The organism is Paenibacillus sp. FSL E2-0178 (assembly GCF_038593005.1).
Lineage (GTDB): Bacteria > Bacillota > Bacilli > Paenibacillales > Paenibacillaceae > Paenibacillus_AQ > Paenibacillus_AQ phytohabitans.
The window spans coordinates 5,334,761-5,357,961 of the sequence record NZ_CP151953.1; the positions used below are offsets into that span (position 1 = coordinate 5,334,761).

19 protein-coding genes are annotated in these 23,201 nt (G+C 50.7%); 13 read left to right on the forward strand and 6 right to left on the reverse strand.

Annotation, left to right across the window (positions count from 1 at the left end; translation table 11 throughout):
- Window positions 1–15 precede the first annotated feature (15 nt).
- On the reverse strand, window positions 16–3,390 hold the full coding sequence (locus tag MHI42_RS23205) for an Ig-like domain-containing protein (protein WP_342420788.1): 3,375 nt from the start codon (window positions 3,388–3,390) through the stop codon (window positions 16–18).
- A 301-nt stretch (window positions 3,391–3,691) separates the two neighbouring features.
- Between MHI42_RS23205 and MHI42_RS23210 the strand changes: the two genes are divergently transcribed.
- From MHI42_RS23210 to MHI42_RS23245, 8 genes are all read left to right on the forward strand, one after another.
- A complete protein-coding gene (locus MHI42_RS23210; RefSeq protein ID WP_342420789.1) occupies window positions 3,692–5,356 on the forward strand; it encodes an ATPase, T2SS/T4P/T4SS family in 1,665 nt (554 codons plus the stop codon).
- Between the two features lie 15 nt (window positions 5,357–5,371).
- The gene (locus tag MHI42_RS23215) at window positions 5,372–6,421 is read left to right on the forward strand and encodes a type IV pilus twitching motility protein PilT (protein WP_342420790.1); all 1,050 of its coding nucleotides are present in this window, start codon (window positions 5,372–5,374) and stop codon (window positions 6,419–6,421) included.
- The gene (locus MHI42_RS23220) at window positions 6,421–7,626 is read left to right on the forward strand and encodes a type II secretion system F family protein (protein ID WP_342420791.1); all 1,206 of its coding nucleotides are present in this window, start codon (window positions 6,421–6,423) and stop codon (window positions 7,624–7,626) included. Before MHI42_RS23215 ends, MHI42_RS23220 begins: the two co-directional genes overlap by 1 nt.
- Before the next feature lie 192 nt (window positions 7,627–7,818).
- Complete coding sequence (locus MHI42_RS23225) at window positions 7,819–8,292, forward strand: type II secretion system protein (RefSeq protein WP_342420792.1); 474 nt, start codon at window positions 7,819–7,821, stop codon at window positions 8,290–8,292.
- A 103-nt stretch (window positions 8,293–8,395) separates the two neighbouring features.
- Window positions 8,396–9,145, forward strand: coding sequence for a prepilin peptidase (locus MHI42_RS23230; protein WP_342420793.1), 750 nt, complete (start codon window positions 8,396–8,398; stop codon window positions 9,143–9,145).
- A gap of 15 nt (window positions 9,146–9,160) precedes the next feature.
- Entirely contained in the window at window positions 9,161–10,765 is a 1,605-nt protein-coding gene (gene pilM / locus MHI42_RS23235; protein ID WP_342420794.1) for a pilus assembly protein PilM, read from the forward strand.
- A complete protein-coding gene (gene pilO, locus MHI42_RS23240; RefSeq protein ID WP_171717116.1) occupies window positions 10,749–11,360 on the forward strand; it encodes a type 4a pilus biogenesis protein PilO in 612 nt (203 codons plus the stop codon). The genes pilM and pilO overlap by 17 nt, the downstream gene beginning before the upstream one ends.
- A 223-nt stretch (window positions 11,361–11,583) precedes the next feature.
- Complete coding sequence (locus MHI42_RS23245; RefSeq protein ID WP_342420795.1) at window positions 11,584–12,186, forward strand: DL-endopeptidase inhibitor IseA family protein; 603 nt, start codon at window positions 11,584–11,586, stop codon at window positions 12,184–12,186.
- A gap of 54 nt (window positions 12,187–12,240) precedes the next feature.
- Here MHI42_RS23245 and MHI42_RS23250 read toward each other — a convergent pair whose 3' ends face one another.
- The gene (locus tag MHI42_RS23250) at window positions 12,241–12,639 is read right to left on the reverse strand and encodes a CBS domain-containing protein (protein WP_342420796.1); all 399 of its coding nucleotides are present in this window, start codon (window positions 12,637–12,639) and stop codon (window positions 12,241–12,243) included.
- A gap of 209 nt (window positions 12,640–12,848) precedes the next feature.
- Window positions 12,849–14,276, reverse strand: a complete 1,428-nt coding sequence (locus tag MHI42_RS23255) for a VanW family protein (protein ID WP_342420797.1) — start codon at window positions 14,274–14,276, stop codon at window positions 12,849–12,851.
- 289 nt (window positions 14,277–14,565) lie between these two features.
- Here MHI42_RS23255 and ftsE point away from each other — a divergent pair, with 289 nt between their 5' ends.
- The 5 genes from ftsE to MHI42_RS23280 all read left to right on the forward strand — a co-directional run bounded on the left by ftsE (window position 14,566) and on the right by MHI42_RS23280 (window position 20,582).
- Complete coding sequence (ftsE, locus tag MHI42_RS23260) at window positions 14,566–15,252, forward strand: cell division ATP-binding protein FtsE (protein WP_171717111.1); 687 nt, start codon at window positions 14,566–14,568, stop codon at window positions 15,250–15,252.
- Complete coding sequence (gene ftsX, locus MHI42_RS23265; RefSeq protein WP_171717110.1) at window positions 15,242–16,156, forward strand: permease-like cell division protein FtsX; 915 nt, start codon at window positions 15,242–15,244, stop codon at window positions 16,154–16,156. The genes ftsE and ftsX overlap by 11 nt, the downstream gene beginning before the upstream one ends.
- Window positions 16,157–16,199: 43 nt before the next feature.
- Window positions 16,200–17,507 carry a M23 family metallopeptidase gene (locus MHI42_RS23270; protein ID WP_042140202.1) on the forward strand — a complete coding sequence of 436 codons (1,308 nt, stop codon included), beginning with the start codon at window positions 16,200–16,202 and terminating at the stop codon, window positions 17,505–17,507.
- Between the two features lie 117 nt (window positions 17,508–17,624).
- The gene (locus MHI42_RS23275) at window positions 17,625–19,091 is read left to right on the forward strand and encodes a S41 family peptidase (RefSeq protein WP_076246471.1); all 1,467 of its coding nucleotides are present in this window, start codon (window positions 17,625–17,627) and stop codon (window positions 19,089–19,091) included.
- 177 nt (window positions 19,092–19,268) lie between these two features.
- Window positions 19,269–20,582 (forward strand): PDZ domain-containing protein, encoded by a 1,314-nt coding sequence (locus tag MHI42_RS23280; protein WP_342424790.1) that lies wholly within the window; start codon window positions 19,269–19,271, stop codon window positions 20,580–20,582.
- 172 nt (window positions 20,583–20,754) lie between these two features.
- Here MHI42_RS23280 and MHI42_RS23285 read toward each other — a convergent pair whose 3' ends face one another.
- The 3 genes from MHI42_RS23285 to MHI42_RS23295 form a co-directional block, all read right to left on the reverse strand.
- The gene (locus tag MHI42_RS23285) at window positions 20,755–21,003 is read right to left on the reverse strand and encodes a hypothetical protein (RefSeq protein ID WP_342420798.1); all 249 of its coding nucleotides are present in this window, start codon (window positions 21,001–21,003) and stop codon (window positions 20,755–20,757) included.
- A 188-nt stretch (window positions 21,004–21,191) separates the two neighbouring features.
- Window positions 21,192–21,851 (reverse strand): response regulator transcription factor, encoded by a 660-nt coding sequence (locus MHI42_RS23290; RefSeq protein WP_342420799.1) that lies wholly within the window; start codon window positions 21,849–21,851, stop codon window positions 21,192–21,194.
- Window positions 21,852–21,905: 54 nt separating this feature from the next.
- On the reverse strand, window positions 21,906–23,066 hold the full coding sequence (locus MHI42_RS23295) for a histidine kinase (protein WP_342420800.1): 1,161 nt from the start codon (window positions 23,064–23,066) through the stop codon (window positions 21,906–21,908).
- Window positions 23,067–23,201 lie beyond the last annotated feature (135 nt).

Below are 23,201 nucleotides of genomic sequence, written 5' to 3' on the forward strand. Positions count from 1 at the left end.
TTTGTGCGGGAATAATTAATATTTATCTTTATTGTCTGGTAATTTAACTTGAACAATAATAGTCGCGCTAACTGGATCAGCATACTGTGAAGGCTTGTAACTCACTGTTACCACTACATTTCCAGGGGTATGTCCGGTAATAATGCCATCGTGGATATTCGCGAAAGAGGCGACAGCATTATTTGAACTTGTCCATACCAATTCATCGGGCGGAATATCCGATGGATACAACCATAACAGAGGCTTTAATTTATTGTCATCACTAAGCGCACTGGTGGCTGGAATGGATATTGTATTTTTCGAGAAACGGATGCTCATTGGCAGAATGTCAACTTCAATATTCTTTGTAATTGAGCCTATGGTTGCAGTCACAGTTACCGTAGTTTTAAGTGCGTTCCCGGAGGAGTCTACTTTAACCTTCTTAGCCACTAAAGTATTTCCAAGTTTCGTTGCATCTGTGCTACTAAGAGAAGCAAGTGTTCCTGCATTGTCGCCCGAGATGCTCCAGGTAATTTCACTTGCATCAATATCTGCATTTTTAGGCTTCAATTCCAAAGACAGATTTAAGTTTCTGCCTGCATAAACTTGGTTTGCGCCGTTGAAATCAAAGTCCGTAAGCGTGATTTTGCTAACAGATATTTGTTTAGTTACAATTATTGGCGTAGTAATGATATCGCTGGTGAAGCTTAGCTGGACACTATACTCACCTGGGGATGCTGCAGTGAACATAGCATTCTTCCCGCTCTTGGGATTCAATGTAGCTCCCGCTGGTCCCGATACGATTGTCCACTCATAGTGTAGTCCTGTTTCACCGGCTGGTCCTGTGTAATCTGCAGTTAGACCTAGCCCCGTCTTAATTGTAGTAGAGTTATCTCCCGCAATTGTCAGTGTTCGCTGGAAGGTAACTACTACATCGACTGTCCGGCTTACACCACTTCCATCCGTAGAGCTTGCAGTTATTTGGGCAGTCCCTTCTGCAATTCCCGTAACTATACCATTCTGGTCTACGGTAACAATCGCCGCCTTATTTGAACTCCATTCCAACACCGGAAGGCTCGCATTAGAGGGAATAACTGCTGCGTTCAGCTGTTTACTCTCATTTACCGTCAAGGTAGCACCTTGCAGAATGATGTCCGTAACTTCAGTCGTAACTTTCCTTACCGAGACGTTCACGGTTCGACTTACACCACTTCCATCGGTCGCGCTTGCGGTTATCTGGGTTGTCCCAGCTGCAATTCCCGTAACCTGACCATTCTGATCTACGGTAACAATCCCTGGATTGGCGGAGCTCCATTGAAGCGTAGTTATACTTGCGTTAGATGGAACAATGGTGACATTCAACAGCTTGCTCTCATCTACAACCAAGGTAGTTCCCGCAAGTAGAATATCTGTGATTGCAACTTTGTTTACCAGGACGTCTACAGTACGACTGACTCCGCTTCCGTCTGTTGCACTAACGGTTATCTGTACAATACCTGCTGTGACGCCTGTAACCCGGCCATTCTGGTCCACAGTAGCTATAGCTGGGTTGGCGGAGCTCCATTGTAGAGCAGGGTTGGTGACGTTGGCAGGCACTATGGTTGCAGTGAGCTGCTTGCTCTCACCAATATTCAGGATAGCTCCCTCAAGTAGAATATCTGTAACAAGTACATTTTTTACCAGGACATCTACAGTCCGGCTTACTCCGCTGCCATCTGTAGCACTTGCAGTGATCTGGGCAGTACCTGCTGTGACCCCTGTGACCTGACCGTTCTGGTCCACAGTAGCGATGGCTGGATCAGCTGAGCTCCATTGCAGAGTATTTATACTGGCGTTGGACGGAACGACTGTTGCGTTTAACTGTTTGTGTTCTCCCACTACCAATGTAGTACCTGCCAGCTGTATATCTGTGACCGGCTGGATAACAGTTAATGTTATTGGTGAGAAGACAAGTGTTGCACGGGGAGCAGGTGTTGGTACAGGCGTTGGTGCTGGTGTCGCTGTTGGAGCAGGTGTTGGCAGTACAGGCATTTGACCTTTATAGGGTAGAATCCCGATTGTTGATGTCGAATTGATAGACTTTGCAATAATATTTCCGTGTATTTGTCCATTAGAAAAGTTAATAGTCGCTTTGGGGGCCAGAATTGATCCCTTCATATCAACATTAGATATATTGACAGTTGTAGCATCTGGAAACAGATATAGTATGTTACTTCCTGTTATCCCATTTATTGAAGTGAAGGTACTTTGAATAGTAATTGATTCTCCAGGTAGAATGATTACAACTGAAGAGCCACTCTTCGCTGTTAAGCTTGGCCAAAGATTTTGATTAAAATAATTATTGGCTAATCTAAAGGTATTCACTGTGTTATTTCCAGTTAATGCATAGGGTTCAATTGTTCCGTTAGTTTTAACATTTAGATAGTTGCTTGCGAAATTTTCGAGGTAATTTTTAGCTGCGGTGAAGTCTATTATTTTTCCGACAGGTCCCTTGGTATATTTACCGCCAACAATATTTCCGTCATCTACCTTATTAAATTCACCCTGATGATAGATATTTCCGTATACTGAACCGTTCTTAAAGTTCAGAGTACCACCTACAACTAGTGCATAAGGAACATTAAGTCCGTTGCTTTCATTAATTGATACGCTACCAGTGGTCATGTTGCCGCCAGAGGCAAGGTTACCTGCAAGTGATGCGGTTATTTTGGCGTCCTCAAATACAAATACGTTATAATCTCCGGCTGCACCTAGAACGGATTGTGTTGTTGAAGTAGCTGGATTAAAGGTAGGTGTTGGAGAAGGAGTTGCTGTCACCGTAGTTGCAGCTACAGCGTGGATGTCATCAAAACTCAGACTGGCATTGTTAAACTTGTAGCTGTCTGCAGTGGGAACTTGAGCAGAGATAGAGAACTTGATTACTTTGTTAGTCTGGCCACTGTCAGCATTAGCAATGTAAGCTTGTTTAGACTGATTCCAAGTATACGGAATATCTGTAAGCTTACCCTTTATAGTATATCCGCTGGTTAAAGGATCAACTTCCTTTTCAAATCCAGCCGGGAGCGAAGAATCCTCAATAATAAGATTGGCTGGAAGCTTTTCCGTAAATATGAGATTGGACACAATTTGCTTCTCAATACCTGCAGCATTGCTGTCATTAACGGCTTGTGGAGTAATCGTATAGTTAAGATAAATACTCTGATTTACCGGCAGGTTGCCGGTTACCACTGTTCCGCTATTGGTTGTAATTGTGCGTTCCAAGAGCAGGTTTGCCTTAGCGACATAACTGCTGGTCTGATCCGCCACCACATCAGTCATAAGTTTCCAAAAAGGAAAAAGCAATAATACCATTAGGGCAAAACCTGAAACGAAAAACAATTTCCTCTTCTTCATATGCTTCATCATCATCATCTCTCCCCAGCCGATATATTGCATATACTTTTTTGTCAAAGTTGACTTTATTATGTTGAATTTTGATTTGTTATGGTGGTCTTTCCGTTGTAAAATTATCCATTCTATGCTATATACATTCTAGGACATATTTAGTAGATAGGCAATTAAAAGATATGCATATTAACCTAGAAAACTGAGACTAAATAACTATAAAATTTAAGATATTTTACGCGGGGACAATAGATACGCTGAGTTCAGCGGATTAGAGTGATTAGTTTGTACTAAGGTCAAAAATAAAGCGCTCTGGAGTGAAACGGATATGGCTATCATGAAGAAGAGACTGGGAGATTTGCTTGTAGAGAACGGGATTATCTCTCAAGAACAGCTTGAAGAAGCGCTAGTGGAGCAACGCAAAACCAAACGCAAGCTGGGAGATCTTCTAATTACTCAAGGCTATATCACTGAGCAACAGCTCATTGAAGTGCTGGAGTTTCAGTTAGGTATACCCCATGTAAGCCTGTTTAAATATCAAATTGACCCGGCGATCACGCAGATTATCCCTGAGAGTATGGCTAAACGCTATCAAGTGCTCCCTTTCATGAAGGAAGGCAGCAAGCTGATGGTGGCGATGGCAGATCCCTTGGATTATTTCGCCATTGAAGATTTGCGCATGAGTACCGGATTCCGGATTGAACCGGCGATTTCCAGCCGGGACGAGCTGACAAGAGCGATAGCCAGACACTATGGCATGCGGGACTCTATGAGCCAGATGATGGTTGAGCTTCCTACTCAGGAAGAAATAGAAGAAACAGAAATTACGGATGAGGATTCACCGATTGTCCGTCTGGTCAACCAGATGATTCAGCAGGCTGTGTCATTACGGGCTTCGGATATTCATGTCGACCCGGGTGAGAATAATCTCTCCATCCGTTACCGGATTGACGGAACTTTACGTACAGAACGGATCATTCCTAAGCAAATGCAGGGCTTTATAACCGCGAGACTTAAGATTATGGCCCGCTTAAATATAGCAGAACGGCGATTACCGCAGGATGGCCGGATCAAAATGCAGTTTGACTACAAGATGGTCGATATACGTGTCTCTTCGCTTCCAACTATGCATGGCGAGAAGATCGTACTGCGGCTCTTGGATCTAAGTACCGGAGTGAAGTCTGTAGATACACTGGGATTCAGTGACGGGAACGCGGAAACCTTTAGAGATATGATCAGCAAGCCATACGGAATACTCCTGATTACAGGCCCGACGGGTAGCGGTAAATCAACAACCTTATATTCAGCCTTGAGTCAGCTGAACACTGAGAATGCAAATATTATTACAATCGAAGATCCGGTGGAGTATCAGCTTGAGGGCGTTAATCAGGTACATGTGAATCCGGCGATTGGCCTGACCTTCGCAGCGGGCCTCCGTTCCATCCTCCGGCAAGATCCGAATATCGTTATGGTAGGGGAAATACGGGATACGGAAACTGCAGAAATTGCTGTGCGCGCTTCGCTGACAGGACATCTCGTCTTGTCCACATTGCATACAAATGATGCCATCAGCACGATCTCTAGACTGCGTGACATGGGTGTTGAGCCCTATCTGATTGCATCTTCGCTGCTGGGGGTTGTCGCTCAGCGGCTGGTACGCAAAATATGCCCGGATTGCAAAGAGGAACACAAGCCTACTGAACAGGAAGCAATTATGTTACGGCGCTATAGCCTGCCTGCTGAGGTGATATACCGCGGCAGAGGCTGCGGTAACTGCAACAATACGGGCTACCGGGGACGAATTGCCATACATGAGGTGCTGACGATTAATGATCGTTTGCGGCAGTTGATTACCAACTCTGCTTCCATAGAAGAGCTTCGTGCAGCCGGAAGAGAACAGGGAATGGTGCAATTGATGGAGGACGGGTTCATCAAAGTGTCCAAAGGAATTACAACATTGCAGGAAGTAATGCGTGAGACGGTATCGCATTAGTTAGGGGGAGTAAGAATGCCATTATTCAATCGTGATATTGTTCAGCTGCTGCACATGGCCTTTACTTCCAAAGCTTCGGATCTGCACATATCTGTTGGATCGCCACCGGTTATCCGGATCGATGGAATGCTTCATACGCTGGAGGGAGAGAATATCGTCCCCGAAGAATCTGCAAGCATGGCGGATACTTTGCTTGGCAGCGGCAGGAGTGGAATATTCCGCGATATTGGAGAAATAGATTTCTCTTATCCTCTGGACAACGGAGTCCGGTATCGTGTCAATGTGTATAGGCAAAGAGGGGAAGTCAGTATAGCAGCGCGGGCAATACCTGTAGAGATCCCAACTCTTGAACATTTATCATTGCCTCCCATACTTTCCAGTCTTGCCATGAAGCCGCAAGGATTAATATTAGTGACGGGTCCCACAGGCAGCGGTAAATCCTCAACACTTGCCGCAATGCTGAATCATATCAACAGGACAGAACGCAAGCATATTGTGACTCTGGAAGATCCGATAGAATTCCTGCATACCCACGGCACTTGTTTAATAGATCAGCGTGAGGTGGGAAGTGACACGGGCAGCTTCTCCAGCGGATTACGGGCTGCACTCCGGCAGGATCCTGATGTGATTCTGGTAGGCGAGATGCGCGATCTGGAGACGATGTCGGCAGCAGTTACGGCTGCGGAGACCGGACACCTTGTGATGGCCACTCTACATACGACAGATGCACCGCAGACGATCGACCGGATTATTGATACGTTTCCAGGCCATCAGCAAGGTCAGATCCGTTCACAGCTGGCCTCGGTTCTGCTGGCGGTACTCTCGCAGCGGCTGTTCCCTCGGGCAGGAGGCCGGGGGCGGCTGAGCGCAACGGAACTGCTAATCAATACTCCGGCTGTGGCTAATCTCATTCGAACGGAAAAGACCCATCAGCTTAAAAATGTGATGCAAACCGGGCGTTCACTCGGAATGCATACGCTTGAAATGAATATCCGTGAACAATTGCAGTATGGGCTTATTAAACCCGAAGCTGCCAGTGCTTATCTCACGGAGGTGGGAAGCTGATGCCGCAGTTCGAATATCAGGTTAAGACTCATGCCGGAAAGCAATTGAAGGGGAAGCTCACTGCAACGGACAAGGCCATAGCGATGGAAGAGCTCCGTAAACGCGGACTGACAGTGTTCTCGCTTGTAGAACGCAAAACTACGATCCTGTCTATGGAGATTTACATCGGGAACCCGGTCAAGACGATTCATTTCATTATTTATTGCCGCCAGTTTGCAACACTGATGCGTGCTGGTGTTTCTATCGTGGATGCCACCCGAATATTAGCAGAGCAGACGGAGAGTAAACCTCTACGCAAGGCATTGCTGGAGGTGAATTCCAGCTTGTTAAGAGGGACGGCGTTCTCGCAAGCGATTCAGGACCATAAAAAGATATTCCCGCCCCTCTTCGTCAGTATGATTCGCGCGGGTGAAGAAACAGGAGATCTGGAAGGAACGCTTGAGCGGCTTGCTGTATATTTCGAGAAGCAGCATACAACCACCGAGAAGATCAAATCAGCACTCACTTATCCAATCACCGTTGGAGTTATGGCCATTGCGGCCGTGGTATACCTTCTCTGGGCGATTGTGCCCCAGTTCGTCAGCATGTTTGAGTCCATGGACGCTGAACTGCCCGCTATTACCAAGATGGTACTGGCACTCAGCAAAAGCATTCAGGGGCAATGGTATATTTGGCTAATAGCTATTATTTTAATTGTCATTGCTTATCAATTTGCCAAACGGACAGAACGTGGTGCGTATGCGCTTGATTATGCAAAGCTCAAGATTCCGGTGTTCGGCAAGCTGAATCAAAAAGGCTCCATTGCGCAGTTCACGCGAACCTTCTCTTCGTTGTATGCCAGCTCCGTGCCTATTCTTCAATCGCTCGCGATTGTGGAAGAAGTGGCAGGTAACCGGGTAATTGGCGGATATCTCCGCAAGGCTAGTGATTCTCTGCGTCAAGGTAAGCCGTTGTCAGAGCCGTTGAAGAAGGCCTGGGTATTTCCGCCGCTAGTTACGCAGATGATTGCTATCGGTGAGGAGACGGGGGCGCTGGATCAGATGCTCGCCAAGGTAGCTGATTTCTATGAAATGGATGTTGAAAATACAGTAGATCGCTTAAAATCACTGCTTGAGCCGTTGCTTATTGCTTTTCTGGCAGGGGTGGTTGGAATCATAGTAGCTTCAATTATGCTGCCGATGTTTAGTATTTACAGCAATATTTGAGTGTGGTGTTCCTTGTGTAAATTGAGAGGGGTGACGCCAAGCAGGCGGACCGGGGGCTTAAGTATAAGTAGGCTTCCCAACTAGCTGGGATAAGACAAGTACATTTCCATCAGAGTAGTAAGGCATCGATTGACTGCGGAATAACGGAGTATCGGTCTTATTCAATAACATCATTTATAAGGGGGAAACGGCATGTTGGCACAAGCAATTCGCAAGAAATTGGGCAAGGCGGTTAAAGAGGAAAAAGGATTTACGTTGATTGAGTTATTGGCTGTTATTGTTATTTTGGGGGTTATTGCAGTAATTGCAGTTCCGTTAATTAGTAACATTATAGAAAATTCAAAGAAAGATTCTGATGTGGCTACGGCAAGACAGATCTATGATGCAGCCCGCCTTTATGTCGTTGGAGAAAAAGGAGGGGTCTTTGCTCAAACTGGAGGACTTACAATAACAATTGGGCCTAAGGCAACTGCAGATACACTTCAAAATAAAGGATATCTTGAAAGCCCTATATACTTACCAAGTACAAAAACCGCAATTACGGGAGGCACAGTTACCTTTGATGAAAGTGGCGCTTTAACTGGAGTAACGATTACACCTATTTCTTCAGCTGCCGATGCAGCGGGGTTATTTACACCAGATCAAATCCTCAAAGCTAAGAGATAGTTATAACTTTTGAGAATGTTATATGAAAGTTGAGTACATTACACCAAGGAATCGGAATTCCCGATTCCTTTTTTAAAATTCACCAGACAGGAACCGTTGAACCATGACGATTTTTCTAGCTTGTTACATCACGCTTATCGGTCTGATTCTGGGCTCATTTTTTAATGTAGTAGGCTTGCGTATACCGGCAGGCGAATCGCTGCTGCGGCCGCCCTCGCATTGTCCAAGCTGCAATACACAACTGAAAGCAAGAGATCTCGTGCCTGTCCTAAGCTATTTGTTTACTCAGGGTAAGTGCCGGCATTGCGGGAGCAGGATATCACCGTTATATATGCTTGGTGAACTAGCGACAGGCTTATTATTTCTATGGATATACCTGCAGTTTGGCCTGACGGGCAAGGGGATTATTGGTTTTCTATTGGTCAGTCTGGCGGTTATTGTAACGGTAGCCGATCTTAAGTTTATGCGGATTCCGAATAAGGTTCTGCTGTTTTTTCTCCCATTACTCTCTATAGCAGTGCTGCTGTTTCCTGAAACGTCGCTAGTCTCTCATCTGCTGGGAGCGGCGTCGGGTGGTGGTATTCTCTTATTATTAGCCTTGTTTGGCGGAATGGGCATGGGGGATGTGAAGCTGATGGTATTGCTGGGTCTGGTGCTGGGATTCCCTAATGTCATTCTGGCCTTTCTGATCGCCTGCCTGTTAGGGACGATGGTTGGCGGTACTTTATTGCTTACCGGACGCATTCAGCGCAAGCAGCATATTCCTTTTGGACCCTGGCTGGCAGCAGGAGCGCTACTTGCCTTCTCATACGGGTCACATCTTATCAGCGGTTATCTTGCGCTCATTCGTTAGGAGGAACTCTAGAGCATGTTTGGATTAGGTCATAGAGCGGCCGGTATCTCCATTGAGCAGACTGGAATCCGCTATATCAGCTTCAAGAATAACAATAAGCAGGTTCATAAAAAGAAATTCATCTCCCTGCTTCCGGGGATGATTGTAGAGAATCAGATTGCTGACAGGGAGGCTCTGCTTGACCGGTTGAAGCAATGGGTCAAAAATAAGGGCCTGCGCGGCAGTGTAGTGGATCTGTCGATTCCTCCCTCACAAATGATTGTCCGTAAGATGATGATTCCCAGTATCGGCGACAAGCAGATTGACCAGCTTGTGAAGCTGGAGGTTGAAACCGGCCTGCATCTGCCGTTTGAGAATCCGGTATATGATTATGTGATTACCGGTCAGGATGAGGGCCAAAGCCAGTTAATCATTTTTGCTGCGCCGCGTAAGGTTGTTCAGGATTATGTGGATGTTCTCGAAGCTGCCGGTCTGCGGATCAGGAGTGTAGAAGTAACAGCCACTGCGCTTGCGCGAAGTATTGTGGCAGGTTATGGACATGAATTCAGTGAGACGATGCTGATTCACCTGGAGCAATCTTTGCTGGATATTTATATGTTCCGCAGTGGTAATCCTGTGTTCATGAGAACCATTAACCTGGTAGATCTGACGCATGAGCAGCCGCTGAACCTCCAAAAGGAGCTGCCATTCCCGGCTGAATCCGAAGTTGCAGCTGCGTCACAGGAATACCTCTCTACCGAGCAAGTCGTAGAAATAACAGCAGAAATTTCCCGTATGCTCAGCTTCTATCAGTACAGTCTGCATGATGGTTCCACGCGGATTACAGAGATGCTGATTACCGGGTCTCCGGAGATGCGGGTACAGCTGCAGCAGGAACTTCAATTAGCGCTTCCGGAGATGGCAATTGCACCGATCGCAGTGGACCAATTCTCACAAGGGGCGAAGCCGGATAGTAGTCTTAATGATTACAGGATTGCTGCCGGAGCGGCACTGCGTGACAACAAAATCCGCAGCATTAATCTGCTGCCCCGTGAAGACCGTGAAATGATTGTTTTTCCCTATTTCGCTATATCCTTAGCGGCAATATGGATTCTGGGTGTAGCCGGGACAGGCATTCTATATGCATCTGCCCAGGGGCAATATGCGGAGCGGAGCGAACAGATTCAAGCTTATCAGGATCAGAATGCAATGCTTCAGGCAGAGTTAGCCGGATTAAACAACAGCAATCCATCCTCGGGAGGTCTTGATCGGACAGCTGTTATTGAAGCGATGTCGGCCAACCGTTCGGATGCCGCCGCCGTTCTCGACGAATTGCAGGCGGGTCTTCCCTATGGCGCAGTCATCAGGGACATTAATTATTCGTTCCATGGAGAAATTGCCCTTTCAGTGAACTTCACGGCAATGGAGCATAGCACAACTTATTTGACTGCATTACGTCAGATGTCGTTCTCCAAGGGAGCCTCTATTCAGAAGCTGACAGAAGGAACTCAGAATTCCGGCAATTCTCTTGCCAAATACACCGCTGTCTACAGGGTGGATATGACACCTGTGGCAGAACAGAATGTAGACGCCCAGACACCGGCTGAAGGAGGAACGGATAGCAGTGGAACAAATCAATAAATACCGTTCGTCCATCGTACTAGGGTTGCTCGTTTTGTTCCTGATTCTGTTTGCTTTCTATATGTTCGCCATACGTCCGGTGAATAATGACATAGCCCTGCAAAACAATGAGTTTTCGATGCTCCAGCAGGAAAAAGAAATTCTGGCGAATAAGATCAATGAGCTTAAAAGTGCAGAAGCTGGGCCGGATTCAAGTGAAGACACTGCCTTGGCAGCAATCCCGCAGGGCGATGACAGCGAGGGGCTGATTCTGGATTTGAAAAGCATTGGCAACAGCTCCCACGCCAGATTGAAGGATATTGGATTCTCGCTAACAGAGACTAACGGAATTAGTGGGTGGACGGGGATTCCCCCGGAGGCTACCAGTAGCCTGAAAGAAATTAAAATGGCGGCCATTGTAGAAGGCGGCTATGCAGAGATTCACGAATGGTTAAAGCAGCTACATGACCTTCCGCGTATCATCACTGTAGACTCCTTTTCCTTTCAGCAGCCATACGAATTCCCTACACTGACGAAACCGGGCAGTATTCTGACCGCGAATGTTTCCTTTACGGCTTACTATGAAGCTGAAGCAGCTGCGTCACAGCCTCAGTAATTAAGGTGATTCATGCTATATAGTTCCATTTATTCCAGCTCTGGCCCCTATAAACAGGAGGGCGGAGCTTTTTTATGCTGTTTTGGGGTATAACCGTTTACACATGGGGTAGTATTGGGTATTTTAGCTTACGGGCTATCGTAAGTTATATAGTACTTATCGCAGCAGTTGGAGAGAAATAGTTCTTCAATTTATAAAACAGGATTACAAGGAGGCATTCAGAATGAACAAAAAAATGTTGATCGGTTCATTAGCACTATCATTGGGTCTGGTTTCTGCGGGAAGCGGAGCGCTCGCGGCTTCGCCAGCGGTGGGAATAGAGGGAGTAAGAACAGTAGCAGTGTCTGCACCAGGCAAGGAAGGTCCCGCTACAATCAATAATTTGACCGAGAAGAGTATTATTCCACTCATGGTTCATGCGAAGGCGATATACGCGTATGCAAGCCGGGGGGGCAGTGAATTCAATCCTGAGTTGTTTAATTATAATACAGTAGAGTACCGTTATCTCTCCAGTGATCTTGGCAGCAAGCAGCAGCTGATGAACTATATTAAACGGGCCTACACCCACAACGCCGCAGCTTTCTATCTACAGACTCAATTTCTGGAGTATAACGGAAGAATGGCGCAGCCTAATGTAGATCTGGGCAACACGCTGGATTACAGCAGAGCCACAGCCCGGATGGTTTCAAAAACTGCACAGACAGCAGTGTTCGAGCTCAGCGTACCGCCAGCAGGAACGACAGGTGTGAATGAGAATGTAGTGGTGAAACTCAAAAAGGTAAGCGGATACTGGAGAATTGATGTCTCGCCGGCTACGGTGTTCTAGTACAGGGATGGTAAGGAACTGTGCATAACTAAGAGGCCAACAGCTCTGCCGCACTCAGTGCAGCAGCTCCGCAGGATGAAGAATACCGGCAATCCGGCCTTGATCGGTCACGATAATGCAGTCGTTTCTCATCGGTTCGGGACGCTGCATGGCTTCGGCCCAGAGTAATTCAGCCGGGGTGGAGATGTCGGCCACCAGAGGTTTGCGGTTCATCAGCTGGGATACAGGTTCATGGTAGAATCTGTCCATACCCATCCGGCCTGTAGCCTTGAGGAAGAAGCGTTCGCACATAATCAGTCCCACGGGTTCATTGCTGCTGCTGCGGACGACGATGCATTTGGACTCCGGATGCTGGAACAATACCCTCAGAGCTTCGCGGCAGGTAAGGGATGGCAGCACAGCCGGAGCCTGGCGGAGGATCGCGGACAGATCGGTTGTTGATGCTGTTGTCATAAGAATTCATCCTTTCTGAAGAGGTCTACTTCAACTGTAGCGCGCAATCGTAAATTATAATGGCTTCCCGGGTAAGCCCTATGTAAAGGATGCCATTATTTATTAAAAAGCATGCTTGGACTACAGTTTGAGTTTCCGCCTAATGTTACGCACGAACGGCTGTGCCTCCCTTTTACAAGGAGGGCACAGCCGTTTTTACTTGCAGTAGCTTATTGGCCCTTTACTCCGTCCTCCACCAGCTGTCTGCCCGGGGATTCCGGCTGCGCAGATTTGCTCATGCCGCCGCGGTTGATGGCAATGACGCGTTTCTGGGCGTAGTAGACATCACGGGAGAGCTTGTTCTTCTCCATGGCTTTGCCGTCAACATAGCGGGTAATATAAGTTTCCACTACATAGCCGGTTTTGCCGGCCTGCAGTACCCTTGTTCCGCCCCGGGGGAGTGAGGCATCGCTCACATACTTGTCGGTGGGAGGAAGTACCTCAACAGTGCGTGACTCCACGGAATAGGTGACGTTCTTCGGGAAGGTGCCGAACAGCTTGACGGTCAGCATGCGCCCCTGGACTGTGGATTTGATAATCAGATATTTGCCGGTATTGTTGCGGAAGCGGAAGTTAATATAGCCCTCGGCAAAAGTGGCATCCTGGCCCTTGGGCAGGTAGCTGACCGGAAGAGAATGGTTGCGCCGTTCAACGATCTCAAGCCCGGAGCGCAGCGCGGCATTATACAGGGTGCTGGAGACCTGGCAGATTCCCCCGCCTGTGCCGGGCTGCAGCTTGCCGTTTACAATCACCGGAGCCTCGCGGAAGCCATATTCCGCCTGGGCCTTCTGGATCGCTTTTCCGTAATCGAAAATAGCGCCAGGCGGCAGTATGGTCCCGTTGACGGCTTTGGCGGCAGCCTCCACATTGAAGCTGCGCCCGGGTCCGCTGGCCCCGAGTGAGGTGCTGAACTGGGTGATTTTGCGCTCGATGCCCTGATCCTTGAGCGCCTGCAGCGTGACATTCGGCTGCTTGACCGTTAAGGGCACCTCCAGCAAAATGCGCTCCCCCTCCAGTGCCCCGTTGCCGGCAAGACGGGTTGGCAGGGCCGCCTGCAGGGCAAGCTCCAGCGCATGCCAGTCTACCTCGAAGGAGGTGGTCCCGGGAGTATAGACGACACGGTCATCACTGGTAATCTGCCGCACCGCGTCGACAGGAACGCCGAAGGATTCTTTTTCCCAGGCCGGACTTAGGCTGTTCATGAGCTGCGAAATCTCCAGATGAATTCCGATATTCCAGTTCCCGTTCCAATTATACCGGGCCTGTACCCGGTCCATTAGCGGACCGTCCGTCAGCGTCTTCAGGGCGCGCCGGAATTCCTGGGCTTCATAGGTTACCCCTGCCTGCTGCAGTGAGACACTCAGCCCGGTATCCCCCTTGGCCTTCAGGGTGAGCGGCGTAGCTTCCAGCGCCTGAAGTCTTGCCTCCAGTGCGGCCCGCACCTCGGTGATGTCCCGGCCGCTGATATCCCAGCCGGCAATTGCAGTTCCCTTGGGCAGGGTGGTCTGGGTGCCATATAAATGAAACCCTCCGGCAACCAGCGAGCCGGCCAGAATCAGGCCGAAACCCGCGATGAGGGCAGCGTGTACTTTTTTCATAAGCAATCTCCTTCTGTAGGGGCGGATTTGCGCCGGAAGCGGCGCGGGCCATGGACACAAGTGTTAAGGAACGCCTGGGAATGCCGATATATATAAGAGCAAGAGCTGGAGTAAACCTGATATTTTTATGTATATGTAAGGATTCGGTAAAACTTTCGGGTACTCAAGGGGTTAGGGATTTGTTACAATAGATACGCCTGCGATAATAATGCAGTTTATGGAAGCCTCCGCAGTTTGGTGCCCGGTGGACAAGGCCCGGCGGAATATGTCAGAATCGGGAAGTGAAAAGATGATCGAGATGCAGGATGTATGGAAGACCTATCCTAACGGAACCCATGCGCTCCAGGGGATATCTGTCAAGATCGACCGTAATGAGTTCGTGTATGTCGTCGGACCGTCCGGCGCAGGTAAATCAACGTTCATGAAATTAATTTATAGAGAAGAAACACCGACCAAAGGACAGATCTCTGTAGGCGGGTTCAATATCGGCAAGCTCAAGCCCCGCAAGATTCCTTATGTCCGCCGCAACATCGGCGTGGTGTTTCAGGATTTCCGCCTGCTGCCGAAGATGACTGCTTATGAGAATGTCGCTTTTGCCATGGAGGTTATCGAGGCGCCGAAGAAGGTTATCAAGAAACGCGTGAATGAAGTGCTCGATCTGGTGGGACTGCGCAGCAAAGCGGGACGTGAGCCCTCACAGCTCTCAGGGGGAGAGCAGCAGCGGATCGCCATTGCCAGAGCCATTGTCAACAATCCTTCCGTCATTATTGCGGACGAGCCTACAGGCAACCTGGACCCGGAGACCTCCTGGGGCATTATGCAGCTGCTGGATGAGATTAATTTTCGCGGAACAACGATCGTAATGGCTACCCACAACAGGGATATTGTCAACAAAATGCGCAAACGGGTGCTGGCTATTGAGAACGGGGCGATTGTCAGAGACCAATTGAGAGGGGATTACGGTTATGAGTTTTAAAACCTTCTTGCGGCATGTGCGGGAAGGCTTCAAAAACGTATTCCGCAACGGCTGGATGTCAGTGGCCTCCATCACGTCCATCGTTGTCTCTCTCTTCGTGCTCGGAGTGTTTATATTGCTGGTGCTCAATGTCAATGAAGTAGCGGACAAAGCAGACAGCCAGGTGCAGATCAACGTGCATCTGACGCTGAATACGGACCAGAAAATGCGGGAGAAGCTGGAAAACGAAATCGGCAGTATGCCGGAAGTCAGCAAGGTGGAGTTCGTCTCCAAAGAACAGGGTCTGAAGGAATTCCGTGAAGATATGGGGCCGGATGCCGCCGAGCTCCTGGAAGGCTTCGATGAAGATAATAATCCGCTGCCGGACAAGCTGCTCGTAGAGGTGATCGAGCCGACAACTGTTCCGTTTGTAGCTGAGAAGATAGAAGCACTGAACAAGACCCATGAAGAGCAGCCGATCTACAAAGTGAATTATGGCAAAGGCTCGGTGGAGACCTTGTTTAAAGTAACTAAGGCTGTGCGCAACATCGGGTTTATTTTTGTGGCAGGTCTGGCGCTGATGTCCATGTTCCTGATCTCGAACACCATCCGCGTAACGATTCTCGCCCGCCGCAAGGAAATCGGCATCATGAAGCTCGTAGGGGCAACGAATTATTTTATCCGCTGGCCGTTCTTTATTGAAGGAGCGCTCATCGGGCTGATCGGCTCGCTGGTTACTTCGGGTGCGCTGTATGTGGGCTATAGCAGTCTGGTCTCTTCGGTGCAGGGAGATCCGATGCTTGGGCTGCAGCTGATTCCTTTTGAGGATATCTGGCTGCTGCTCTGCGGACTGCTGGTTGGCCTCGGAGTATTGATTGGTGTGTGGGGAAGTACCGTGTCGATCCGCAAGTTCCTGAAGGTATAGCATAGATAAAATTCACATTTGAACAAAGGACGGGGAGTGCGATTTGAAGAAGATTGTCGCCGGAATAGCCGTAATGTTGCTGGCTGTCACAATGTTCGGGCCCTCTGACGGATATGCGAAGAAAACAAGTGTTGCCGAGATTGACAAGCAGCTGAAGCAGCTGCAGCAGGAGGTCCAGGCGGCCAAGGCGGCGCAGGAGAAGGCAGCATCCCGCAATCAGGAAGCGCAGCACTATAAGAATAAGACGACGCTGAATCTCCAGTATGTGCTGGACCAGATTGACCAGGTGAAGGGTGAGATGACGACCATTTCCGGTAAAATCGCCAGTACGGAGGAGTCGCTTAATGTGACGGCAACTGAACTGGACGATGCAGAGGCACGTGTGGCTTCCCGCGAAAAACTGCTGGAATCGCGTGTCCGCCTGATGTACACGGATGGTGCAGTCTCTTATCTGGATGTGCTGCTGTCCTCCACCAGCTTCTCAGATTTCCTGGACCGGGCCGATTCCCTGAAGATGATCGTGGATCAGGATCAGGATCTGCTGGTGCAGCATAAGCTGGACAAGCAGACGGTCATCGCGAAGAAGCAGGAGCTGGAGGGCCAATACGCCCAGGCTAAGCAGCTGTATACCGATCTGGAATCCCAGCGCAGTGTGCTGAAGGAGAAGGAAGCGGAGAAGCAGGAGCTTATCGCGTATTACGATGAAGAGATTCAAGAGGCTGAGGTGATCTCCGAAGAGCAGAATGCCAAGCTGGTGCAGCTTGCCAGCAACCGCTCTGCCCTGGAGGAGCAGAAGGACAAGCTCAAGGCTGAGGAAGCTGCCCGCCGGGCAGCGGCCGCCAAAGCCGAAGCGGCACGCCGGGCGGCGGCAGCTGCAGCCAAAGCGGCCAAGGCCGCCAAGTCTGCGAGCAGCGGCGGAAGCTCCATTGCCAGCGTAGAGGAATATGCCGGCGGTGACGGGCCGTTCCTGCTGCCGGTAGGCTCGGCGCGTGTCTCTTCGCCGTATGGTGTCCGGACGCATCCGGTTACGGGTGAAGTCGGCAAAATGCATACCGGCGTAGACTTTGCAGTTCCGCAGGGTACGAATATTCATGCCGCGGATTCCGGTACTGTCCTGGTGGCGGAATGGTGGAGCGGTTACGGCTATTGTGTAATCATTGACCATGGCGGCGGGGTATGGACGCTGTACGGACATATCCGCGAAGGCGGAATCAAAGTGAAACCGGGAGAACGGGTAGAGCGCGGACAGACGATTGCCGAATCCGGTGCTACCGGACGCGTGACCGGACCGCATCTGCATTTCGAAGTGCGGGTCGACGGCAAGACGGTTAATCCTATGCCGTATCTGTAAATTTAAGCTCTAATAAATATAATTTGATTCAGCGGCATATACTGGAAGAGATGCCGTTTCTCATGGAACGGACCCTTGCGGGTGATAAGATGGACAAGAAGGGACGGTGGGAACATCATGTTAAAGAAGAGTACCGCGGCCTTTATGATCGTCGCTGCGCTGCTGTGCGGCAGCCTGCTGACCCTGGGCGTGACCGGCTATGCGCATGTATTCGGACAAGCGGCAGGCGAGGGAATTGCGACGGTCCTGCAGACAGCCGGACTGCAAGACAAGGAATCCAAGAAGCTAGGTACCGCCCTCAGCCTGATCGAGAGCAATTATTATGAGACCGTGGACCGCGAGAAGCTGATCGACGGCGCTGTCAACGGTATGATGGAAGCACTGGGCGACCCTTATTCCAACTATATGGGCAAGGAAACGGCAGCAAGATTCGAAGAGAGTATCGAAGGCTCCTTCTCGGGCATCGGTGCTGAAGTCTCCTCGGATAACGGCAAGGTCGTTGTAGTCTCGCCGATCAAAGGATCACCGGCTGAGAAGGCCGGCATTCAGGCCAAGGATGTAATCCTCTCCGTAAATGGGGAATCGCTGGAGGGGCTGGAGCTTAATGATGCTGTAGCCAAAATCCGCGGCCCCAAGGGAAGCGATGCAACCCTGAAGATTCAGCGTACCGGTACAGCAGAGCCGCTCGAATTCGTCATTACCCGCGATGATGTGAGACTGGAAACGGTCTACGCTACGATGGAGAAGGACAATATCGGAGTGATCGAGGTTACGCAATTCTCACAGAATACTGGGAAGCGGTTCGAGGAAGAGCTGACCAAGCTGGAAACGCAAGGCATGAAGGGACTTGTCATTGATGTCCGCAATGACCCCGGCGGTGTGTTGCCGGTCGTTATCGAAATGGCAGAGCAGTTTGTACCGGCCGGCAAAGCAATCGTGCAGGTCGAAGACAAAAACAAACAGCGCGAGGTCAGCACCTCAAAGGGATCCAGTAAAAAGTATCCTGTAGTTGTGCTGATGAACAAAGGCAGCGCGAGCGCTTCGGAGATCATGGCAGGAGCACTGCAGCAATCTGCGGGTGCAAAGCTGATCGGTGAGGACTCGTTCGGAAAAGGCACCGTCCAGACCAGCTTCGAAGAGCAACTGGGTGACGGCAGTCTGCTGAAGATTACGATTGCCAAGTGGCTGACACCAGACGGCACCTGGATTCACGGCAAGGGCATCAAGCCGGATATTGCGGTCGCCCAGCCGGATTACTTCTCGGTGGCGCCGATTAATAAGAGTGTAACGCTGCAATATAATATGAACAGCACGGATGTCAAAAGCGCACAGACGATGCTGGATGGTCTGGGCTATAAGCCGGGCCGCAAGGATGGATATTTCGATGCGGGCACCAAGGAAGCGGTCAAGAAATTCCAGAGCGCCGCTAAGCTGAAGTCAACAGGCGTGATTGATGCCAAGACCGCAGAAGCGCTGGAGCTGGCGCTGATCAAGGTCATTCAGGACCCGGCCAAAGACAATCAGCGGAATAAGGGAATCGAAGAGATCCGGAAGGAAATCAAGGCTACGGCGTCGAACAAGTAAGAAGGCTGATTCCAGCCTTCTTTTTTTCTACAAATAGAAGAAAGTTTATGTTGTACGCTAAAAGCTGAAGGCGATACAGAGTATTGCTGCTTCGATAACATAGGCTCATTTTAGAGGACACCTAATACATTTCCACTAGTCCCGGACAAAAGGAGTGTGACGAACGGTTTGAATGTGATGTTGGAACTGCTTGCTAGCTGGGGTACAGCGGTCATTCATCTGCTGATTCAGCCTTATTACTATATCGCTCTTATATTTATTGCACTCTATTACCGCAGGCAGGTTGCGCTGGAGCGGAAGCTCATCCATGTGAAGCTGCACAGCTGGGGCCGGGAAACATGGCGGACAGTGTGGACCGGCGGGGTGGCGGGACTTGTTGTTTCCTTAGCAGCTGTAGCCTTGGGTATCTCCTTATCCTATACGGCTGTAGCCTGCATCTGGGTGGTCAGTCTGGTATTAATGCTTTTTCGTGTGCGCTATTTATGCTTTGCGTATTCTATAGGTGTGCTGGGAATTGTACAGTTTGTTCTTTCGTTCTTTCCGGATACGCTGCAGAGCGGAGCCGCGGGAACGATTGCCGGGGCGCTGCGGGAGATGGATATCCCGGCGCTGCTGGTGCTGGCCGCGCTGCTCCATCTGGCTGAAGCGCTGCTGGCGCGCTGGCAGGGCGCCAGGCTGGCGACCCCGCTCTTCCTGGCCGGCAAGCGCGGCAAGGTAGTCGGCGGCTACCAGCTGCAGGCCTTCTGGCCGCTGCCGCTGTTCCTGCTGATTCCCCCGGGTGCGGGAATCGGTGAACTGCCCTGGCATCCGCTGCTGGGCGGGGCCTTAGGCCTGGTCTCCCTGCCGGTCATCATCGGCTTCAGCGAGATGACCCAGGGCATGCTGCCCGGACGCAAGGCGGCCCGCACTTCAGGACGGCTGCTGGTATACAGCATCGTCCTGCTCGGCTTAAGCCTGCTTGCGGACTGGTGGAGCCCGCTGACCGTGGTCGCGGCGCTCAGTGCAGTGCTCCTGCACGAAGGGTTAAGCTGGTACAGCGCTCTGGAGGAGCGCAGTATCAGTCCCGTCTTCGTGCATCCCCCGGCCGGCCGCAAGGTGCTGGCCGTGCTGCCGGGCAGCCCTGGGCAGGAGCTGGGCATCCTGCCCGGCGAGGTCCTGCTGAAGGTCAACGGGGTCCTGTTGACCGGCGCGGCGCAGCTGCATGAGGCGCTGCGCATGAATTCGGCGTTCTGCAAGCTGGAGGTGCTGAACCGCGAAGGCGAGAGCAAATACCTCCAGCGCGCGATCTACGATGGCGATCACCATCAGCTCGGCATCATTCTGGTGCCGGAGCCGGACGGAAGCGTAACCGCAGAGGCCAAGCCGTCCAGTATCTTCAGCATCATCGGGATGCAGACGGGAACCCGCCAGCGGGGGCATACGCCCGGGCGGCGGGGCCGGAAGAAGCCGGCCGCCTCTGCGGAGGCTAAGCAGAAATCTGCCGGAGTCTGACGGAATTACTTAACCTGTAACAGTTAAAAGGCCAGTTCCCAGATTAACATCCAGGGAACTGGCCTTTTTTGAGTGAATTTAAGAGTTTACTTACTTAATCCTGCAACTTGAAAGTTCCACCGTCCCGCCAACCCGCCAGAAATCTTGCACAAAATACAACAATGTACGCTTATTAACTGCCAATCCGGCGGAAGTCCTGCACAAAATACAACAATATGCGCTCAGCAACAGCTAATTCGGCGAAAATCCTGCAAAAAGTACAACAATATGCGCTCAGCACCCGCCAATCCGGCAGAAATCCTGCATAAAGTACAACAATGTACGCCAGCACCGGCCAATTCGGCAGAAATCCTGCAAAAAGTACAACAATGTGCTGAGGCAAACCACAAACGGCCAGTGGAGGAGAGATCGCTGCCTCCACATGTACTACCGTGCCGCTCCCCGAGCTGCTCCGCATGTACTACCGTGCCGCTCCCCGAGCTGCTCCGCATGTACAACCGTGCCGCTCCCCGTGCTGCCTCCACATGAACTACCGTGCCGCTCCCCGAGCTGCCTCCACATGAACTACCGTGCCGCTCCCCGAGCCGCCACGATCTCCTACCCAAGCCCCTACCCGATCCCCTGACTCTTCAAATAGAGAATGGCGATCTGTGTCCGGTCCCGCAGCCCGAGCTTGCTGAGGATATCGGTAATATAGTTTTTGACCGTGCCTTCGCTTAGGAACAGCTTCCCGGCAATCTCTTTATTGGTAAGTCCCTCTGCAATCGAAGACACTATGGTCAGCTCTGCCTTAGTCAGCCCGTAAGATTCAAGAGCCTGCCTATGGGCGGCTTCCTGACGGACAGGCGGCTGGAGGAAGCCGGCCAGCTTGCGGGCGATATCCGGATGAATGAGCATGTTGCCCTCATGTACAGTCTTGATGCCCTGAATGATCCGGTCCGGCGGAATGTTCTTGAGCAGATAACCGCTGGCTCCGTTACGCAGTGCTTCAATGATATATTCATCATCGTCGAAGGTAGTCAGCATCAGAACGGCTACGTGCGGATAAGCTTCTTTGATCAGGCGTGTGCCTTCGACGCCACCGCAGCCCGACATCCGGATATCCATGAGTGCGACATCAGCCCCGCCGCCTGGAGCGCCCAGCAAAGCGAGCGCTTCAAAGCCATCTCCTGCCGTACCGGCCACCTCAATCTCAGGGTCCAGCCCAACCAGCACCTTCAAGCTCTCACGGATAAAAGAGTCGTCGTCCACGATCAATACTTTAATCATCCTATGCTTAGCTCCTTCTCACTGTAATTGGGGGGCTCTGCCAGCCCATAACTATTACTGAAAATCCTCTCCTTGCCTGTACACAGGTAACCGGGTAATGACTGTGAACTGCGGCACAGGCCGCAGCTCCAGGGTCCCGCCGATCAGGACGGTGCGTTCCGTCATACCGGTTAGACCCATGCCTCCGCCGCTTTGCAGTTTATGCAGAGCGTCTTCTTCGGGCAGCCGGCCGTTATTTCCTGCCTCCATCATGATCTCGTGATCCCTATACGATAAGGTAATCCAGACAGAGTCCGCCTTGCCGTGCCGCAGTGCATTGGTGATGGCTTCCCGGGCGTTTTTGTAGAGCACGACCTGAATGCTCGGGTAGAGCGGATAAGGAATTCCCTGCACAGTATAGGCGGTTGCAATGCCGGTATCACGGCCTACCTCCTCCAGCAGCCGGTCGAGCGCATACGCACCTTCAAGCTGCGGCGTATAGTTGATCCGCTTCAGCGCAGCCCGCATATCTTCCATACTGGCCGAGAGCTGGTCCCGGACCTGATGCATCATGCCAAGGCCAGTTTCGGGAGCAGCCGGCAGCGTATGGATGGCGGCTTCGGTCATCATTTTGACCCGGATTAGCCGGTGTCCGATATCATCATGCAGCTGGCGTGCGATCCGCACCCGTTCCTCCGCTTGCGCGGCAACCTCTACCTGCGAGGTGAACTGGAGCAGGCGCGAGCGTGCTTCCTCAAGCTCGAAATGCTTCTTGCGCAGCTCATCGTAGAGAAACAAGGTATCTGTGCGGCCGCGCCCTGTCCGGATCAGCTGTATATTCAGTGCGGCGGCCAGCAGGAAGGTGAGGTTCGTGAACGCCTGCACAGCCGGGGCAGCATCGCGGAAGGCAACATTGAGCAGCACCAGGTGAATACAGAAGAAGGCAATTGCCGTGTTCTTACGCTGCAGCCAGGAGTAGGACAGTACCGCCGACAGGGCCGGGAAAATCATCAATGTGCTGTACTGGTAACACAGCCAGGCTGTGAAGATCAGCTCAATACCCCCGGTGAGCAGAGGGAAGGGCTTCGGCAGTTTTGTGCCAAGCGTTGCGATCAGGAGCAGCAGGAGGAAATGAAGCGTGAACTGTTCATAGTCGGCGTACTCATAGACATAGATAGACAGTACTGCAGGAATGATAATGAGACCGTAACGCAGCATATTCAGTTCTCTGGTCAATTAGGGTCATCCTTTTTTGGAATATATGAATTTATATGTCTTACGCGATAACTTATCCTTCTATCTCTTCTCAGGTATCTCCATCTTAGCATAAGAGCGCCATCGTTCAGGAGATGACTTTGGTCACCTCTGGAG

Bases quoted from the DNA above. Each gene is read 5' to 3' on its own strand.
- MHI42_RS23205 (WP_342420788.1), bottom strand. From the start codon at position 3,390: ATGATGATGATGAAGCATATGAAGAAGAGGAAATTGTTTTTCGTTTCA.
- MHI42_RS23210 (WP_342420789.1), top strand. From the start codon at position 3,692: ATGGCTATCATGAAGAAGAGACTGGGAGATTTGCTTGTAGAGAACGGG.
- MHI42_RS23215 (WP_342420790.1), top strand. From the start codon at position 5,372: ATGCCATTATTCAATCGTGATATTGTTCAGCTGCTGCACATGGCCTTT.
- MHI42_RS23220 (WP_342420791.1), top strand. From the start codon at position 6,421: ATGCCGCAGTTCGAATATCAGGTTAAGACTCATGCCGGAAAGCAATTG.
- MHI42_RS23225 (WP_342420792.1), top strand. From the start codon at position 7,819: ATGTTGGCACAAGCAATTCGCAAGAAATTGGGCAAGGCGGTTAAAGAG.
- MHI42_RS23230 (WP_342420793.1), top strand. From the start codon at position 8,396: ATGACGATTTTTCTAGCTTGTTACATCACGCTTATCGGTCTGATTCTG.
- pilM (WP_342420794.1), top strand. From the start codon at position 9,161: ATGTTTGGATTAGGTCATAGAGCGGCCGGTATCTCCATTGAGCAGACT.
- MHI42_RS23245 (WP_342420795.1), top strand. From the start codon at position 11,584: ATGAACAAAAAAATGTTGATCGGTTCATTAGCACTATCATTGGGTCTG.
- MHI42_RS23250 (WP_342420796.1), bottom strand. From the start codon at position 12,639: ATGACAACAGCATCAACAACCGATCTGTCCGCGATCCTCCGCCAGGCT.
- MHI42_RS23255 (WP_342420797.1), bottom strand. From the start codon at position 14,276: ATGAAAAAAGTACACGCTGCCCTCATCGCGGGTTTCGGCCTGATTCTG.
- ftsE (WP_171717111.1), top strand. From the start codon at position 14,566: ATGATCGAGATGCAGGATGTATGGAAGACCTATCCTAACGGAACCCAT.
- ftsX (WP_171717110.1), top strand. From the start codon at position 15,242: ATGAGTTTTAAAACCTTCTTGCGGCATGTGCGGGAAGGCTTCAAAAAC.
- MHI42_RS23275 (WP_076246471.1), top strand. From the start codon at position 17,625: ATGTTAAAGAAGAGTACCGCGGCCTTTATGATCGTCGCTGCGCTGCTG.
- MHI42_RS23280 (WP_342424790.1), top strand. From the start codon at position 19,269: ATGTTGGAACTGCTTGCTAGCTGGGGTACAGCGGTCATTCATCTGCTG.
- MHI42_RS23290 (WP_342420799.1), bottom strand. From the start codon at position 21,851: ATGATTAAAGTATTGATCGTGGACGACGACTCTTTTATCCGTGAGAGC.